The sequence below is a fragment of the Candidatus Nitrotoga sp. AM1P genome (genome assembly GCF_013168275.1).
Classification (GTDB): Bacteria; Pseudomonadota; Gammaproteobacteria; order Burkholderiales; family Gallionellaceae; genus Nitrotoga.
The window spans coordinates 1,211,499-1,228,680 of sequence record NZ_AP019547.1 but is presented as its reverse complement, the minus strand read 5'-3'; the positions used below and the strand labels follow the sequence as shown (position 1 = coordinate 1,228,680).

Annotated in this window: 16 protein-coding genes; 8 read left to right on the top strand and 8 right to left on the bottom strand. The window is 49.9% G+C overall.

Going from position 1 to position 17,182, the window contains the following annotated elements; genetic code table 11:
• The 8 genes from modA to W01_RS05430 all read right to left on the bottom strand — a co-directional run bounded on the left by modA (position 1) and on the right by W01_RS05430 (position 7,240).
• Positions 1-765: a molybdate ABC transporter substrate-binding protein gene (gene modA / locus W01_RS05465; protein ID WP_173052782.1), complete on the bottom strand. Its 765-nt coding sequence runs from the start codon at positions 763-765 to the stop codon at positions 1-3.
• 27 nt (positions 766-792) lie between these two features.
• Complete coding sequence (locus W01_RS05460) at positions 793-2,532, bottom strand: alginate export family protein (protein WP_173052780.1); 1,740 nt, start codon at positions 2,530-2,532, stop codon at positions 793-795.
• 103 nt (positions 2,533-2,635) lie between these two features.
• Positions 2,636-3,064, bottom strand: coding sequence for a TOBE domain-containing protein (locus W01_RS05455; RefSeq protein WP_173052778.1), 429 nt, complete (start codon positions 3,062-3,064; stop codon positions 2,636-2,638).
• Positions 3,065-3,107: 43 nt separating this feature from the next.
• Positions 3,108-3,461 (bottom strand): winged helix-turn-helix domain-containing protein, encoded by a 354-nt coding sequence (locus tag W01_RS05450; protein ID WP_173052777.1) that lies wholly within the window; start codon positions 3,459-3,461, stop codon positions 3,108-3,110.
• A 408-nt stretch (positions 3,462-3,869) separates the two neighbouring features.
• Entirely contained in the window at positions 3,870-4,355 is a 486-nt protein-coding gene (locus W01_RS05445; protein ID WP_173052775.1) for a TOBE domain-containing protein, read from the bottom strand.
• An 87-nt stretch (positions 4,356-4,442) separates the two neighbouring features.
• A complete protein-coding gene (locus W01_RS05440; protein WP_173052773.1) occupies positions 4,443-5,276 on the bottom strand; it encodes an amino acid kinase family protein in 834 nt (277 codons plus the stop codon).
• Positions 5,277-5,287: 11 nt separating this feature from the next.
• Entirely contained in the window at positions 5,288-6,100 is an 813-nt protein-coding gene (locus W01_RS05435) for an amino acid kinase family protein (RefSeq protein ID WP_173052771.1), read from the bottom strand.
• A 327-nt stretch (positions 6,101-6,427) separates the two neighbouring features.
• Entirely contained in the window at positions 6,428-7,240 is an 813-nt protein-coding gene (locus tag W01_RS05430) for a TOBE domain-containing protein (RefSeq protein WP_173052769.1), read from the bottom strand.
• A 557-nt stretch (positions 7,241-7,797) separates the two neighbouring features.
• Here W01_RS05430 and W01_RS05425 point away from each other — a divergent pair.
• From W01_RS05425 to W01_RS14130, 8 genes are all read left to right on the top strand, one after another.
• Positions 7,798-8,130 carry a DUF2325 domain-containing protein gene (locus W01_RS05425; protein WP_173052767.1) on the top strand — a complete coding sequence of 111 codons (333 nt, stop codon included), beginning with the start codon at positions 7,798-7,800 and terminating at the stop codon, positions 8,128-8,130.
• Between the two features lie 498 nt (positions 8,131-8,628).
• Complete coding sequence (locus W01_RS05420) at positions 8,629-9,117, top strand: hypothetical protein (protein WP_173052765.1); 489 nt, start codon at positions 8,629-8,631, stop codon at positions 9,115-9,117.
• Positions 9,118-9,747: 630 nt separating this feature from the next.
• Positions 9,748-11,445, top strand: a complete 1,698-nt coding sequence (locus tag W01_RS14370; protein ID WP_173052761.1) for a PAS domain S-box protein — start codon at positions 9,748-9,750, stop codon at positions 11,443-11,445.
• On the top strand, positions 11,351-13,345 hold the full coding sequence (locus tag W01_RS05405) for an EAL domain-containing protein (RefSeq protein WP_320416775.1): 1,995 nt from the start codon (positions 11,351-11,353) through the stop codon (positions 13,343-13,345). Before W01_RS14370 ends, W01_RS05405 begins: the two co-directional genes overlap by 95 nt.
• Before the next feature lie 11 nt (positions 13,346-13,356).
• On the top strand, positions 13,357-13,668 hold the full coding sequence (locus W01_RS05400) for a hypothetical protein (RefSeq protein ID WP_173052757.1): 312 nt from the start codon (positions 13,357-13,359) through the stop codon (positions 13,666-13,668).
• On the top strand, positions 13,665-14,504 hold the full coding sequence (locus W01_RS05395; RefSeq protein ID WP_198421356.1) for an HDOD domain-containing protein: 840 nt from the start codon (positions 13,665-13,667) through the stop codon (positions 14,502-14,504). The genes W01_RS05400 and W01_RS05395 overlap by 4 nt, the downstream gene beginning before the upstream one ends.
• On the top strand, positions 14,489-16,726 hold the full coding sequence (locus W01_RS05390) for a PAS domain S-box protein (protein WP_173052755.1): 2,238 nt from the start codon (positions 14,489-14,491) through the stop codon (positions 16,724-16,726). Before W01_RS05395 ends, W01_RS05390 begins: the two co-directional genes overlap by 16 nt.
• Positions 16,723-17,133 carry a response regulator gene (locus W01_RS14130; RefSeq protein WP_242007045.1) on the top strand — a complete coding sequence of 137 codons (411 nt, stop codon included), beginning with the start codon at positions 16,723-16,725 and terminating at the stop codon, positions 17,131-17,133. The genes W01_RS05390 and W01_RS14130 overlap by 4 nt, the downstream gene beginning before the upstream one ends.
• Positions 17,134-17,182: the final 49 nt, after the last annotated feature.

Genomic DNA, 17,182 nt, shown 5'->3' with positions numbered 1-17,182 from the left:
TTATTTTTTAGGCACCACAAAACCATAGCTTTCCACGATTTTGCGCGATTCGGGCGTCTGGAAATAAGCCGCAAATTGCCGTGCCAGTACACTGTCCTTCGCTCGTTTAGTGATTACGAAGGCTTGGGCCAATGGTTCATGAAGACCGTCATCAATCAAGCTATAGCCACCTTGTTTAACCATTGTAGGATTAAGCGCCAGCGAAAGGGGAATAAGCCCGGCATCGGCTGCCCCGGTACTTACCATCTGTGCGGTATGTTCAACATTTTCACCAAAGACGAGCTTGTCCTTGATTTTTTCCCACACTCCGGCTGATTTCATCGCTTCTTTGGCACGCATACCGTAGGGTGCAATTTCGGGGTTGGCGATGGCCAGTTTACGAATGGTCGATTCAGACAGTTTTTGCAGGGCCAGCTTAGTGGCATCCGTCGTTGAAGACCAAATTACCAGTCGGCCAATCGCATAAACTACTGGATCAGTGCTTGTTAGCCCCTCATTCTTCAGTATCTGCGGAAAATTAGTGTCCGCCGCAAAAAGCATATCAAAAGGCGCACCATTCTGAATTTGTGAGGTGAACTTTCCTGATGCGCCATAGATAGTCTTTACCTCATCATTGCGGTGTTCGGCATTAAATTTATTCACGATATCGGTCATAGCGAATTTCATACTGGAAGCGACGACAATCGTGATGTTTTCCGCCATGGCGATGCTGGATCCCAATGCGAATGCTACTGCGATAGCAAAGGTGTGAAAAATTTTAATCATGGTAAAGCTCCTTTTCATTGGTTGGAATTAAAATGCAACTACAGTAGCGTCTATCCACACTAGGTGTGAGTTTTCCCCTCGTCCAGGCATTACTTTCTGGGATGTTGCTTTGGCAAAATCTCCCGCCATGAAGTAGGAATAGCCTACAACCATCGATAAGTGTTTATTGACTGGAAATTGTGCACGCATGTCAAATTCATCACCTATATCCTTGCCGCTTTTTCCCGTTGCGTCGCGTAAGTTGTTTCCCCCAGCCCAGCGGTCTGTAGCACTGGCCAGTTTGTACCAGCTATAGCCAAAATCAAGTTTTAAGGTAGCGGTAGGGTTGAGTTCTCCGCGAATCTTAGTGGCGCGGATATTTTCCATCTGGATATAATCAGTGTGGGACCACGGTCTGGCAAAGCCGAATAAACGCTCAAAACGTTGACTTTTATTGTCATTTGGATTTTTATCGCCGCTGGCATAGCTTAAATTAGCCATGACACGGGGTTTCCATGCATGCTTGAAGGTATAGCCTGATTCCATGTTATAACCATAGGCATCGTGATCCTGTTTGTTATCGGTACCCCATTGCTTGACATAGTTCAAGTCCCAGTCGATGCCGGTATTGGCTACTATCCCATAGGCCCGCAAGCCCCCAGTGTTAATTTCACGATTTGTTTTGTCGGCTGCGGTGGCAAGTGCGCCCGTCGAAGCATATTTTACCTTACTGCCATTTTGTTGTAGTAAGTAGTAATAAGGTTGGAATGTGACCACGTTTGACCATTTGCGCACATCAAACATAGCCCCGTAGAACCACTGAGCTTCATTGGCTTTGTCCGCTTGCTCCATAAAACGAACTATTGGATTAAAGGCAAAGACAGTTCCTTGCCAGTCGCTATTTTTCTGGCCTAGAACTGCACGGTAACCTTGGAAATTATTCGTGGTATTACGATATTCATTTCGTGCAACCAAGCGTTTATCTGTTAACTCAAAAGCCATACGCCCCGCTCGCAGGCTGAGCGGCCTGTCGTTGCCCCGATCATCTACCCCCAGCGCATCTTTAAAGAACAGTTCTCCATAACCTTGAATAAATTCTGTTTTATTGACCTCCAAATTGGTATACGGGTATCCCTGGTTAAAACGTCTAGAATCCTGGAATTCAAAGGTAGCGCGTAATGGGTCAAATTTGTTTTTTACAGCAGCATAAAGGCGTGTTCGTAATGAAATGGGTTCATCCACTGTATCTGTTTTTCGGCGATAGTCATTTTCACGAGATTCATAACGAAGTCGAGCTTCCACACCAATGTCCAACCAATTAACATCTTGCCAACCGTCAATATCTTTAAGCCATGTTTTATTGGCTTGCTTGACATAGCGAGGGGGTTCAGTTTGTATGGCTAAGCCAGAACTACGAAATTGAACATAATAACTAGGCGTCTGAGCCGGAGCCTTAGCGGGGGCTTTAACTTCTGATGTTTCAGTTTTAGTCGTTTTTTGTACTGGCAAGGCGGTATCCGCTTGGGCAATGACCAGCGGTTGTTCTATTGCCGATATTTCCTGGTTTGATTCCTCTTTTTGTGGTTTTAACTGCATATTTTCCAGCGCCGCGGAATAGGGGGATGCCACTAACAAACTACTCGCCAGAATGCCAGTTCTTATACTCGATTCAGACATTTTAATTTTGAAAATATTTAAATCTCGAAATTCTATTAATTTTGTAATCTTGTTGAAATTGCTAGCCTTATTAATTTTTTTGCCTAATGGGCAATAAAAAGTTTTGATCATGATCTCCCCTGAGTAAACTATCTAAACTCGAAATATAAAAATATATACAACGATAATTAAAAAAAACCGCAAAAGTTGCGGTAATACTACTTATCTTTTACAGTTATTCATCAACGGCAAGAAGAATATGAGAAGCTTTGATTAATGCACAAGCTGGACTACCAATCGAGAATTTGAGGAAATTTTGCGATTCATTGGTGATGATTGAAACCAGACTATTGTCATTGCCAAGATCAATTGCCACTTCAGTATTTACCGCACCCTTTTCGATTCTGCTGACCACTCCGCACAGTCGATTACGTGCCGAGGTTGTGATCTTTTCGTCCGCCAGTGCCAATATCACCCACGATGATTTGATTAACGCATAGGCAACTTTTCCTGGCACAAGACCGAGTAACCGTGCACTTTCAATTGTTACAATAGCATATACAGCAGTACCACTTTCTAATCTAAGTGTAACCTCTGAATTAACAATTCCATCGATAACTGTTTCAACAATTCCTTTCAACGTATTACGTGCACTCGTTCTCATTTAAATTACCTTGGCAGTTTATGAAAATTATTCAGCGTTGTTATTAATCGAATTCATTAAATACTGCAACTGACTGAAATAACTGTGTTTGTAATGCACTAAGACGACTCAATTCAACTACTAGTTGTTGCCCTACCTCAGTTAGTTCTGCCCCGCCACCCCTGTGTCCCCCTTGCCATGACTTGACTAGAGGTACTCCAGCCAGGCTGTTCATTTCTTCAACTGCTACCCAAGCCCCTCTGTAAGTCATGCCGACCGCTTTTGCGCCATTGCTAATTGAATTTGTTCGACCAATAGCGGCGAGTAATTCGAGTCTTCGCGGGGAAATCCATCCGCCACTGTTTAAGCAAAGTGACAGTGATGCCCTAAAATTTCCAATTTTATTTTGGTATGGCATTAGCGAAATGTATCACACTAAATAACGCATGGCAAAAAAAACATAATCCCGCCAAAATTGCATAGTAAGAATGGATACCAAGGCGCTTTTTCTCCTTGGATTCACGTGTCAAACATGCCGCTTGAAACTATTTAGACCGGGTCGATAGCAAAAATAGAAATTGGATCGTGTTATTAGTAGTTTTTGCAGAGACGAGAATTAAAGCGCATTAAAATTTCAAGGCTCAAGCGTTGTGCCTGCAAGATGCCATGCCTAGAGCAGGATTGTCGTATATTTAGTGTGTCAACAAAATGATCAATTTATCAGCATAAACGAAACAACCGCCTGTTCGATTGCAAAAGCAGGCGGCGTTTGATTTTTGAATCTGCCCTGATTGAACGACATATTTTGTTAGGAATAACTTGAAAGTTACGCTTGAGTCCCTATGATCACGCTGGATGCTTTGAAAATTGCGGTAGCGGGCATACCAGTAGCGAGCCCGAGTAACTTGCAACTTTCGTTAGTGATAATAGCCGCAACAGAAGCGCCACCTTCAAATCCGATTATTACTTCAGAATTAACTGCACCCGATTTCACTTGTGAAATTGTGCCCTTCAGATGATTACGGGCAGAAAACTTTGCTCCCTTATCGTCAGTCGCAATAATGACTGATGAAGAGTTGATGAGTGCGAATGCCTTTGTCCCAACTTGTAATCCAAGCCCATCTACACTCTGATGAGTGACTATAGCGACGATTTTCTTCCCGCCAGCCACTTCCAGCTCAATCTCGTCGTTGACAGAACCTTTCTTGATATTCGTTACCTTGCCTTGAAATTGGTTATGGGCACTGGTTTTCATATTCATTAAGTTGTTAATTACTTGCGCCGCTTGAGGGTCATGCTCGGTACTTCGCATGTGCTATTTCGTGACGGCACCGCTTGCCGACGGAGTTGTAACACCGGCGGCCCGCCTAGGGGCAGGGGGCCGCCCAGAAGTGTGCGCTTAAACCGGACGTGCGCCGGTGTGGATGATCGTTCCGACGTGCTCGCCGCGCAGCGCGGCGGTGAGCCGGCCCGGGACGAGTCCGTTCACGACCTGCACGCGCTCGATATGGCGCGCAGTCGCCATGACCTCGAGGAGGGCACGGTCGAACGGTAACGTCCCCTTGAGTTTTGTGAGGTCCGCAATGCTCGTTTCGCGGAGAAACTGCGCCTGCTTGCTGTCGGAACCATTGGGATCGGCGGTGTATATCCCATCCACATCCTCGACAATCGTCAGGCCGGCCGCTCCGAGCGCGTCGGCGAGCAGGAAGGCACCCGTGTCGGCCCGGTGGGTCGGGATGCGCGAGTTCGGGAACTCGTGATGGTGGTACGGCGGAAACGCGCTGCCCACGACCGCACGGGCCGCAGCAAGGTGAATCGCGAGCTGGCTGGCAATGGTCGGGTGCTCGACGTAAGAGACGCCCTCCGGTGCGAGCAGCGAGGCGAGGATGTGACCGTTTTGACCGGCCTCGCTGGCGGCGAGCGGAGCAAGAGAGCCGACCGGCAGGCCGAGGTCGAGGCCGACGCCGTAGAGGTGGCGGGCGCGAATGCCGGCGCCGGTCAGGATGAGCAGGCGGTGCTCAGGCAGGAGCTTGCGCAACTCGTCCACGATCGGCAGGATCGCTTCGGCACCGCGGTCCATGATGGAGCGCCCGCCGATCTTGACGACCTGCAGCCAGGGAAGGATCCGGATCGGGCGTATGCCCGCGACGGGACGGGTCAGATCGCTATCCTGGAGGGTCTGGCGTGCGAGCGGCGAGGCGACATGCTTGATGGTATTGGTGGTATTAGTCATGGTGGTGGTCCTCAATTTGCGGTGATGATGGTGCCGACGTGCTCGCCGGCAAGTGCGCGGGTCAGGTTGCCGGGGACGAGGCCGTTTACAACCTGCACCTGGCGGACGTGGGTTGCCGCCTGGAGGAGGTCGAGCACCGGGAACTCGATGATTGAGTCATGTAGTCCCTTCGCTTTCATCTCGTCAACCGAAATCTTCGGGATGAAGGTGGGCTTTTTCGAGGTTTTCGGATTGGCGGTATAGAGGCCATCCTCGTCTTTCACGAAGATCATTGCCTTGCAGCCGAACTGCTCGGCGAGCAGGAAACAACCGGCGTCGGTACGATAGGGCGGGATGACGCCCTCGGCGGGCGGGCGCATCCAGAGACTGTAGGGCGGCATGCCGCTAAAAATGACGGCGTGCACCTCGGCCAGGAAGAGCGGCACTGCCGATAATCCGGCACCACTGACCGTGCAGATACCGTGCTTTGCGAGGAGTTGTCCTAACATGGCGGCGTTCTGATCGGCCACCGAGGCGCCAAACTGCGCGAGCACGCCCGCCGGCAGGCCAAGCCCCGCCGCGATCGAGTAAAGGTGCCGGGCCCGGGTACCGGCGCCGGTACCGATCAGCAGCTTGTGAGCCTTGCGGGCCGCGACAATCTCGTCCACGAGCGGGTAGACGGCTGCGCGGCCGCGGTCGATGACGCTCTGCCCACCGATCTTGATCACCGTCGCATCCGGCAATATCCGGAAATTTGCTGCTGCCGACGCTGCCTTTTGAAGCTGTGCATCGGTCAGCGAGCGCTGCATCAGGAGCTCTTCGAGCCCCGCTGTAATGTTGGTCATGGATTTCCTTTCGTTGTATTTATTCACTGTGGCGCTTCTCGGCGGATCCGCGAGCCACCCCGGCAACAGCTTGGTTAACTATCCAGGATAGCAATCGAGAGGTTTTTCAGTGATGCCCCGATGTGCCTGTAATATAAACTTCCTGGCTGGATGATTATGGTATAGCTTTATATTGGAGTCAATATAACCATAAAAGCGTTACACGCGGGATTGTCAATGCCGTGGTAAATATGCGTCTTGGGTCACTCTCCAACATCGTCATGTGATTGTTGGCAAAGTATATTTCGCAGCTTCACAAGTTCAATCAAGCGCACCACTTACACCAGCTTATGCGGTGATACCCAAAATCACACTGGATGCTTTGAAAATTCCCATGGCTTGCGCCCCAACAACGAGTCTGAGCGAAATAGCGCTTTCGTTTGTGATGATGGCAGCAAATGAGCCTCCGCCAGCCAAATCAATGATTACTTCTGTATTGACTGCCCCAGAGTTCACGCGAGAAATGGTGCCGTATAAACGATTGCGGGCGGAAAAATTAGTGTTTTTATCATCTATTACGACAATTACCGATGATGATTTGATGAGTGCGAATATTTCTGAATCGAGACACAGCCCAAGTGCCTCTGTGCTTTCATGAGTAATGATAGCGACAATTTTTTCTCCTCCGACTATTTTCAGTTCGATTTCGTCGTTGGCAACTCCGCGTTTGATTGCTGTGACCTTGCCTAGAAACTGGTTGCGGGCACTGGTTTTCATGTTCATTCGTTTAATCAATAAAAAATCGCTCGCAACTCCCTCAGCCTGCCGACTGAGTCGATCAACAAATTCACGATGTTCCCGTTCAATGATTCTAAAGCTTTCTACTAATTGTTCGCCGCGCCGAGTCAATCGGGTACCGCCGCCGCCCTTGCCCCCCGTTACCCGTTCCACCAATGGTTCGCCTGACAAATTGTTCATGTTGTCTATGGCATCCCAAGCGGCCTTGTAACTCATCTTGATGGACTTGGCTGCTTGGGAAATGGAGCCGCATTCGGCGATTTTAGAGAGCAAGCCAATGCGGCCTGGGCCACCAAAATTTTCACCTCCCACCGTCATCCATACTGAACCATGTAATTCAATCGAACTTTCTTTTGGCTCCATATCTTAATGTCCACTCCATTTTGTAATTTGAAAGTATACCGGGAACTAGCTGTATTGACTGCATACACCATGGTAACAGGTTAGTTTACCTTGTAATTTACCCAATTTAATGAGGAGGAATAAGTTTCATTTTGTGTTTTTTCTGTAGTGCTATATGCGTTCATTATGAAATTTTGAATGCTACCAAAAAGAACGAATTGCCGTTCCAGACCATCCTGCAACAGCAAGATAACGACACGTTATGCGACTGCAAAAATAAATAAGGTTTATCCCAAATAAATCCATTAGTCGATTTTCAATCGAACGGGCAGACGTCCGGTGTTTGTACATAATTTATTGATTATAAATAATATTATAAGTCAATAATTCAGTCGCTCAGTATTATTGCGGAAACGGCTTGAATTATCGTTATATTTAAGTGTATATTACGCTTTCACGGACTGCTTGTTTCGTAGAGATTGAATTTAGTTTTCATATTGACCATGACATTTCGCCTTGGTTAAGAAGCAGCAAATGCAGTCCGTTAATGTAACCCGTTAATTATTTAGGTGATTGTGATGAATGCAATTTTAATAGGTGCGGATCGCTTGGGAAATATTCCTGAATTACTTTCTGATTGGAACATAAACATTACCCGTCATATCACTGGACGGCATGTATCACATCAGCGCAAACAACATGGATTGCCAAGGAATACAGAGCTTTTAATATTATTCACGGATTTTTTGGGCCATAACGTGATGCGCCATTTTCGTAACGTGGCGCAAGTCCAAGGCATACCCTTTATAGCTTGCCGTCGATCCACAAGCTATCTGGCGCAGTCGCTGGAATGCTGCTTTAGCAAAAAAATTGAAGAATCAAAATGTCCGAACTGCCCATTACATTCTTGATATTCTTTCGTTTGCTGATTCAGTAGTAACGCTACAAGTATTAATGCCGGCAACACAATAAAAACACATCATTTGCGGATTAACGGGCTGAACTGAAAGATTTACTTTCGATGCATTCTGAAATTTGCATGGAATTTAAAGTACTAGTCCGAGCTTTATGATTTTACGCTGGTTAGTTATTTAGTCTCAATCAAGTCGGCATCGCTCGCCCCATTCGCTGCCATCAACACGAAGCGCCCGCTCTAGAGCGCGGCTTCGCACCATTTTCGATAGCTTTTAGCATGGCGATTTTCTATTGTCGGATAGATGAATCGGATGGTTCAGGCTCATGGATACTGAGAACGCAACTTCGGAATATTTTAAGGATATGATTATTATTGAATACTAGGTAACGAGCGAGACGATTATTGTCTGGGTGACTAAGCTACGAATCTTAACCGTTGTAGTTTGGCTAGGCTACTATAGGCAACAAATCGCCCCTATAAAAATTCCTCCAAAATGAAACGCTTCATCCTCGTTCCACTCACTTGGCTGGCTGCCATGTTCTTTTTGATTGAAGAGTTTATCTGGGATCAAACAGAACGGCTGATGGCTCGGCTTGGAACGCTATCCTTGATCCATGCGATAGAACGTCATATCGTGGCACTGCCACCCCGCTGGGCTATGTTTGTTTTTTTGCTACCCAGCTTAATATTAATTTCGGCCAAATTCATCGGATTACATGCTATTGCATCTGGGCATTGGTTTTTTGGTGCCGCAATTTTTGTGGTGGCCAAACTGCTTGGTGTGGCACTGTTTTCCCGTATTTTTAACTTGACTCGACCGGCACTCATGCAAGTTCGTTGGTTTGCTGGGTTATATAATAAAGTAATGTTGTATCTCAACCTTATTCACACTTACCTGGATCAATGGCCAGCCTATCAAATGGTCAAGAAAACCATTAAATCGTTGATTGCCAGAGTCAAGGCGATAATGCGGCCTGTATAACAATTGCAACAGGGCTAGGGATGGCAGCTGCTTTGCAGACGGGTAATCAATTTCAACGAGTCAGAGAAGTTGATCTGCTTCAGATGTGAAGTTATCTGAGGCGAATTCAAAATCGAACACGGAGAGGACGAGGACCAGCTGATTTTATTTTAGAATTAATCAAATAATACAGAAATTTTCTATGGGGAGCTGCCCGATTAGAGGGGTAATTCATGTGTGTTATCGCGTATTCAGCTATAGCAAACAAGATGATATACTTTAAGCAGTTATGGATCATCATCATTCTCCTGACCTAACCCATTTTTCCATACTTGCACGTGACTTTTTCTGCGTGATCTGTATTCGGGACCATTCCATGTTTCAACAGGAGACTATATATGTCTGCCAGCAATCCCAGTGCTTCCGTTCTCGACTACGACGCTGGAGGTCTCCAACACTGTGTCTATCTGATTCGAGTCGAGTCGTGATTCAAGGTTATTCGCCTCTCCCTTCAAAGCAATGCTTGGTAAACGTCAGGCCTCGTTCCTCGACTCTGATCAAACTGGCGCCGTCCCCGGTCCAAATAATCGTAGGTTCACTCAGTCAGACTCAGACCATATTGCGTGCTTTGAATCTGGAAATCGTTGCGCCATGAACCCAAAAGACCCGTTACCTCCGGAAGACTCGAATGAGAAAGTTTCTGCGTTAATCGAGACGCTACGCCATACCGAGCAACGCTTGGAGGAACTAACAGCAGGGGAAGTGGATACGGTGGCGGATCATGATGGCCGGCCATTCTTGCTGCGGCGCGCCCAGGATCACATGCGTCACAGCGAGGCCGCCATTCTCAACGCATTGCCCGCGCATGTCGCTTTGCTTGATGTCCAAGGACTTATCGTATCGGTGAACGAGGCATGGCGGCGATTTGCCAGTACGAATGCGATCCAGGGCCAAGGGCATGGGATCGGCGCTAATTACCTGGAGGTTTGCGATAGTGCAAGAGGAGAGGGCGCATTTGAAGCGCATCAGGCCGCTGCAGGGATTCGATCAGTACTGGGTGGCGGCGTTAAAAATTTTTCGCTTGAATATTCCTGTCATTTGCCAACAGAACAGTACTGGTTCCTGTTGACGGTAGCCCCCCTCGCTGATGATCATCCGAATGGCGTTGTGGTCATGCACTTGAACATAACGGAGCGAAAAAAGGTCGCGCAGGAACTGCACGAAAGCCAACGTCGCTTTAGCGACCTGTTGGGAAATATAGAGTTGATTTCATTGATGCTCGACTGCGAAGGGAAGATTACGTACTGTAACGAGTATTTATTGCGCCTGACCGATTGGCAACTCGGGGAAGTTATCGGGCGAAACTGGTTTGAGCTTTTCATACCACCAGAAGTTAACGATTTAAGAAGCTCTTTGTTCGTGGCGCTCCTTGCTAACCAGCCCGGAACAAGGCATCACGAGAACGAGATCCTTACACGTTCGGGTGAGCGCCGGTTAATTCGCTGGAACAATTCGGTGTTACGCTCGGGAGCCGGTGATGTGATCGGAACGGCTAGCATCGGCGAAGACATCACTGAACGTAAGAAAGCGCAAGCCAGTATCATCTATCTCAACCGTGTATATGCCATGCTCAGTGGTATCAACACGCTCATCGTACGGGTGCGCGAGCTCGACGAAGTGTTCCGGGAAACGTGCCGGATAGCGGTCGAAGTAGGTGGATTCCGCATGGCCTTGATAGCCATTGTGGATCAAAACACCCTGAAAACTGTCCCGATCGCCTCTGCGGGCAAAGACGAGGCGCTCCTGGCTGCGATTAAAGACATATTGTCATCAAGTGAGACTGCACCCAATACCATGCTCGCGCGGGCGGTAAGAGAGAAAAAATCCGTCGTGGCCAACGATTCGAAAAACGATCCCAGAGTTTTGTTCAACAAGAAGTATATCGAATCAGAAGTTCGTTCGATGGCTGTTTTGCCACTCATTGTTTCGGATGAAGTAGCAGGTGTATTTGCGCTGTACGCTAGCGAGAGTGAATTCTTCCATGAGGAAGAAATGAAGCTGTTGACCGAATTGACTGGCGACATCGCATTTGCGATTGATCACATCAAAAAAGAGCAGCAGCTAAATTATCTGGCTTACTACGACGTCGTCACCGGACTGCCCAACCGTACCCTGATTCACGACCGCCTGGATCAAGGGGTGATGGCGGCACGGCGTAACAAGTGGCTGTTGGCGGTATTGTCAGTCAGTTTAGATAATTTCAAGGTGGTCATTAGATACGTTAGGGCACAGTATCGGCGACGGTCTGCTGCAGGAAGTTGCACGCCGCCTCACGGCCTGTTTGGATGATACGGGCACAGTGGGATGTCTGGGCGTGGATGAGTTCTGCATCATTCTGCCGGAGATTGCCCGTAGTGAGGACGCGACGATGGTAGCGCGTAAAGTGATCGATAGTTGCGCCGGGCCGTATCTGATTGACGGCAACGATCTGTTCGTATGGGCTAGTGTTGGCATCACCTTGTTCCCGGACGATGCCGACGATAGTGCGTCTCTGATCCACAACGCTCATACAGCGATGTACCGGGCCAAGAATCAGGGACGCAATACCTACCAGTTTTTTACCATGGAGATGAACCGGAACGCGCAAGACAAGATGCGTCTGGAAACAGACCTGCGCTACGCGTTGGTCAATGGCGAGTTCCTGCTCTATTACCAGCCTAAAGTGAGTTGCATCACGGGAAAAATTACCGGCTTTGAGGCGCTGCTGCGGTGGCAGCATTCTGCGCGTGGGCTGGTGGGACCCGACGAGTTCATTCCGTTGTTGGAGGAAACCGGTTTGATCGTTCCTGTCGGCGAATGGGTGCTAACTACTGCCTGTGCACAGTTGCGATGTTGGCACGATGAGGGATTGGGGACGCCGAGCATGGCGGTCAATGTCTCTGAGAGACAGATCCATGTTGCTGATCTGTGCGAGACGGTGCGACAAGCGCTAGCGGCTAGCGGGCTGGCGCCTATTTACTTGGAGCTGGAGCTGACCGAGAGTCAGTTGATGAAAGATGTTGATGGCGTCATCGGTGTTCTGGAGCGGATCAAGGAGATCGGCGTGAAGATTACGGTGGACGATTTTGGTACCGGTTATTCCAGCCTGGCCTATCTTAAGCGCTTTCCAATCGACAGTTTGAAGGTCGACAAGGCCTTCGTTCAGGACATTATCGCCGACCCTAATGATGTTTCGATAACTCGCGCCATCATTACTCTGGCACATAATCTGAAGCTTAAGGTGGTGGCTGAGGGGGTTGAGACTCAGGGGCAGTTGGGTCTCCTGATCGCCAACCATTGCGACGAGGTCCAAGGCTATTATTTTAGCCGTCCGCTGCCAGTCGAGGAAGCAACCGCTTTACTGCGCGAGGGTCGATCGCTGGACAGCCGGATGATGGCCGGCCTGAAGCCGAGTCGGACGCTGCTGTTGGTCGACGACGAAGCAAATATTCTTTCTGCGTTGAAGCGGCTGCTGCGCCGCGACGGTTACGACATTCTTACTGCCATGAGCGCAGAGCAGGGGCTGGAAGTGCTCGCCAGCCATCGGGTCGACGTGATTATTTCCGACCAGCTCATGCCTGGCATGAGTGGGGTCGAGTTTCTGCGCCGGGTCAAAACGCTACACCCAGATACGGTACGCCTGGTACTTTCCGGCTACACCGATCTACAGGCGGTGACGGACGCGATCAATGAGGGGGCGATCTACAAATTCCTGTCCAAGCCCTGGGATGACGGCATTCTTCGGGCCAACATCGAGGAAGCCTTCCGTAACAAGGAAATGGCCGACGAGAACCGTCGCCTGCATACAGGGTTGGCGTTGGCCAATAACCAAATGACAGTGGTCAATGAGCAGCTACAGAAGATGCTTGTGAACAAGGATTTGCAGGTGATGCGCGACGAGTCTTTGCTCAACATCGTGCAAGAAGTACTGCAGCAACTACCCTGGCCGATTATCGGTATCGACGATGAGTTCATTGTCGCCTTGGCCAACACCGCTGCCGATGTGATTTGCGGCGAGGGTAAGCCGCTTCTGGGCCGGAATATGTACGCTTCACTACCGGCGTCGCTCCTCGCGGCGTTGGGTTCATCCATGGTGGCAGAAACGGATATTGATATTAATGGTATCCGCTATCGTTTGCGCGGCAATAGCATGGGTGAGCACTCCCGCTCGCGTGGTGTGCTGCTCGTGCTGCTGCCGCTTGTTCTTTGATTAAGCCAGTAATGATTCAAATAATTCCGCTCGACCAGATATTACCCGGCATGGTGCTGGGCGCAGAAGTGATGAGCGGCAGCAATATGCTGCTGCCGCTCGGCACGGTAATCAACGATGTACATATTGATAGTTTGCGTCGTTGCGGCGTGAGCGAGATAGTTGTGCTGGCGCCGAGCGAGCTTTCCGCTGCGGAGATCAATGAGCAGCGTGAAGTGCTACGCGAGCGGGTAGAGCGTTTGTTCAGACGGGCTGGTTCGAATGTGACCATGCAGGCCCTGCGGCGCGCAGTGCTTGAATACCGGCTGGAGAAATTCAAGTGAGTGAGATCACACTGCAAATGGTGGTGGCCGATCTAGATCAGCTGCCGGCCTTGCCTGAAGTGGTGCAGGATCTCATGGCCTACCTGCAGCGTTCTGAAGTGGATGTCGGCCAAGTCGCCTACAGGATCGCGCGGGATCCGGCCCTGGCAGCTAAATTGTTGCGTGTTGCCAATTCTTCTTTTTACGGCTTGCAGAGGCAGGTAGCAACGATACCGGATGCCTTGACAGTGCTAGGGTTACGCGCTGCCCGTACCCTGATCATCGGGGCCGCCGTGGTAACCCATTTTCAGACTTTGGTAGTGGCGGGCTACGATCAACGCGCCTTCTGGCTGCACAGTGCAGGGACCGCACTTTGCGCGCGTGCGCTGGCCCGCGAGCTGGGTACCAATATGGAAAATTCTTTCACCGCCGGCTTGCTCCATGATATAGGTCGGCTTATCCTCGCGGCACGTTTTCCAGAAAAGTACCGTAGCGTGATGGCATACCGTGCCGAGCACGATTGCTACCCTATTGAAGCAGAGCAAGAAGTTTTGGGCTTTGACCATACTCAGATTGGTGCGGCACTCGCTGTGCGTTGGAAATTTCCTGCCGAGATAGCGGTGGCGATCGCCAATCATCACAACCCGATGGATATACCCGCAAACTCTCTCGTCGATCTGATACATCTGGCCGACGTAATGGCGCATGTGCTGGAATTTTCGGGTGGCAATGATGATCTGGTGCCATGCTTATCCGACGTCGCCTGGAACAGGCTAGGCATCGGCTGGGTTGAATTCAAGCGCCTGTTGGGCGAGGTAGACGCTCAGCGCGATGAGGCGGAGTGGATGCTAAGCTAAAGAAGAAAGGGAATGGCGACAGCATGGAAACAGAGCGGGATGGGTTAAATGTCGTTGTGCCGAGTAGTCAGCAGCGCGAACTGGAGAATTATAAGTTTGTCTTTGACCAGCATGCCATCCTCAGTGTCACCGATGCCGCCGGGTGCATCCTCGATGCTAACGAATTATTTTCCAGGATCAGTGGTTTTTCCCGTGAAGAACTCATCGGCCATGATCACCGCATGCTCAATTCTGGTTACCATCTCAAGAGTTTTTTCGAGGGCATGTGGCTCACTATTGGTGCTGGCAAGGTATGGCAAAGCAATATTCGTAATCGACGTAAGAACGGCGAATTTTACTGGGTGTCGACCACAATCGTGCCTTTCTTGGGTGAAAATGGGCAACTCCATAAGTATGTTGCGATCTGCACCGACATTACTGCGCAGGTAAAGATGCAGGAGGAATGGCAAGGCAGCCAGCAATTGTCCCGCGGGTTGTCTGAGACCGTTGCCGCAGACGTGATACCGCCTTGCGGTAGTAAGCTGACCCATGCAAATCCAGTAACCGAACTCACCAACTATACGCATGCTGAACTGTTAAGCATGAATTACTGGGAACTCGCCCATCCCGACTCGCGCGAATTGGCGTACCGGCGTGGTGAAGTGATGGATGCCCATTCTGAGTATCTTATTAATACCAATAGAGGCGCTGAAGCCGGGGTGGAGAGCAGTGTCACAAACATTGAACACCCAAGGGAGTCAGCGGTGCTCGTTACGGGTATCACTGATACTAAGCGCGCCGAAGCGGCGCAACTGCATGCGCAGCAGGTGCTGGCCCAGATCGTCAATGCAAATCCGATGCCCAAGTTTGTTATCGATGCCAATTGTGTCGTAACGCACTGGAATAAGGCCTGCGAGATGATCACTGGCATTAGTGCGGCCGATATGGTTGGCACGAACAATCACTGGCGTGCCTTCTACACAGAGCGGCGGCTGGTGCTGTCTGACCTGGTGGTTAATGGCGTCAGCGAGGCTGAAATCGTCGAGTCACATTACAGCAATCCGCGATGTTTTCCGTTGCCCGATGGTGCTTACAATGTCGATATTTTCCATCCTTCTTTGGGTGAGCATGGCCTCTGGTTGAGTTGCACCGCGGCCCCTCTGATAAACGAACAAAAGCAGGTTGTTGGCGCTCTTACGACATTCAGGGATATCACCAAGCAAAAATTTTTTGAAGAGGAGCTGAATCATGCGCACCGCGACCTGGAGCAGTTGGTCCAAAGTCGTACCGCCGAGCTTGAGCAGGCGAACCTTCGGTTGGCAGCGGACGTGCGGAACCGAGAACGGGCCGAAGCAGTTCTGTTGCGGCGCAATATGCAACTAAGTGAGCTTAATGCTCGTCTTAATGTGGTGCAGGAGCATCTGCTGCAAAACGAGAAAATGGCCTCGATCGGCCAGCTAGCCGCCGGTGTTGCACATGAGATCAATAACCCGATTGGCTATGTGCATTCCAATATTGGGGCGCTGGAGACCTATCTGAATGACCTGTTCCTAATCCTCGACGCTTATGCCAGTACAGAGAATGTGCTGATGATCGACGCAGCGGCGCATGCCGAACTACAGAGACTCAAGGCGGAACTTAATTTGGATTTTCTGCGTACGGATATTCCGCTGCTTATGGCAGAGTCTAAGGAAGGTATCTCGCGCGTAAGCAAGATCGTCCAGGATCTGAAAGATTTTTCTTACGTCAATAGCAGCCAGGAGTGGAAGTGGGTTGACCTGCATCAAGGATTAAACTCGACCCTCAATGTAGTCAACAACGAGATCAAATACAAAGCTGAAGTAGTCAAGGAATATGGCACATTACCCGAGATCGAGTGCCTGCCATCGGAGATCAACCAGGTGTTTCTCAATCTCCTGGTCAATGCCGCCCAGGCAATAGCTGATGTCGAGCGCGGTATCATCACACTGCGCAGTGGCTGCGACGATCTACGCGTCTGGATTGAGGTTGCTGACACTGGCAGCGGTATCGCGCCGGAAAATCTGAAGCGCATCTTCGACCCTTTCTTCACCACCAAGCCGATCGGCAAGGGTACGGGCTTAGGCCTTTCTCTCTCCTACGGAATCGTAACAAAGCATGGCGGCAGCATAGAGGTGGACAGCAAGGTGGGTACAGGCACGACTTTTCGTGTCATTTTACCGCAGCGGCAGAGTCATGAATCGACCCAAGAGGAAGCACCGTGAGTGATACAAATATCTTGCTGCCGCCTGCTGCAGACAAAGCGAGTGCGACCCTGTTGTGCGTCGACGACGAGCAAAACATTCTTTCCGCCATGCGCCGATTATTCCGTCAGGACGGCTACCGTGTGCTGACAGCCATCAGCGGTAACGCGGGAATCAAGTTTTTGGAGAGCGAGCAGGTTGACCTGGTGATCTCCGATATGCGCATGCCGGAAATGGACGGAGTCCGTTTTCTTGAGGTGGTCAGTAGCCGCTGGCCGGACACCTCACGCATTCTGCTCACCGGCCATGCCGATATCACTTCAACCATTGAGGCGATCAATCAGGGCCAGATTTTCCGCTACATTTCCAAGCCTTGGCACGATCAGGACGTGCGCCTGATCGTGCGTCATGCGCTCGAACACAAGTAGCTGGAGCGTGACAAGCGACGTCTCGAGGCCTTGACCCAACGGTAGAACG

Coding starts and splice junctions, on each gene's coding strand:
- modA (WP_173052782.1), bottom strand. CDS start 765: ATGATTAAAATTTTTCACACCTTTGCTATCGCAGTAGCATTCGCATTG.
- W01_RS05460 (WP_173052780.1), bottom strand. CDS start 2,532: ATGATCAAAACTTTTTATTGCCCATTAGGCAAAAAAATTAATAAGGCT.
- W01_RS05455 (WP_173052778.1), bottom strand. CDS start 3,064: ATGAGAACGAGTGCACGTAATACGTTGAAAGGAATTGTTGAAACAGTT.
- W01_RS05450 (WP_173052777.1), bottom strand. CDS start 3,461: ATGCCATACCAAAATAAAATTGGAAATTTTAGGGCATCACTGTCACTT.
- W01_RS05445 (WP_173052775.1), bottom strand. CDS start 4,355: ATGCGAAGTACCGAGCATGACCCTCAAGCGGCGCAAGTAATTAACAAC.
- W01_RS05440 (WP_173052773.1), bottom strand. CDS start 5,276: ATGACTAATACCACCAATACCATCAAGCATGTCGCCTCGCCGCTCGCA.
- W01_RS05435 (WP_173052771.1), bottom strand. CDS start 6,100: ATGACCAACATTACAGCGGGGCTCGAAGAGCTCCTGATGCAGCGCTCG.
- W01_RS05430 (WP_173052769.1), bottom strand. CDS start 7,240: ATGGAGCCAAAAGAAAGTTCGATTGAATTACATGGTTCAGTATGGATG.
- W01_RS05425 (WP_173052767.1), top strand. CDS start 7,798: ATGAATGCAATTTTAATAGGTGCGGATCGCTTGGGAAATATTCCTGAA.
- W01_RS05420 (WP_173052765.1), top strand. CDS start 8,629: ATGAAACGCTTCATCCTCGTTCCACTCACTTGGCTGGCTGCCATGTTC.
- W01_RS14370 (WP_173052761.1), top strand. CDS start 9,748: ATGAACCCAAAAGACCCGTTACCTCCGGAAGACTCGAATGAGAAAGTT.
- W01_RS05400 (WP_173052757.1), top strand. CDS start 13,357: ATGATTCAAATAATTCCGCTCGACCAGATATTACCCGGCATGGTGCTG.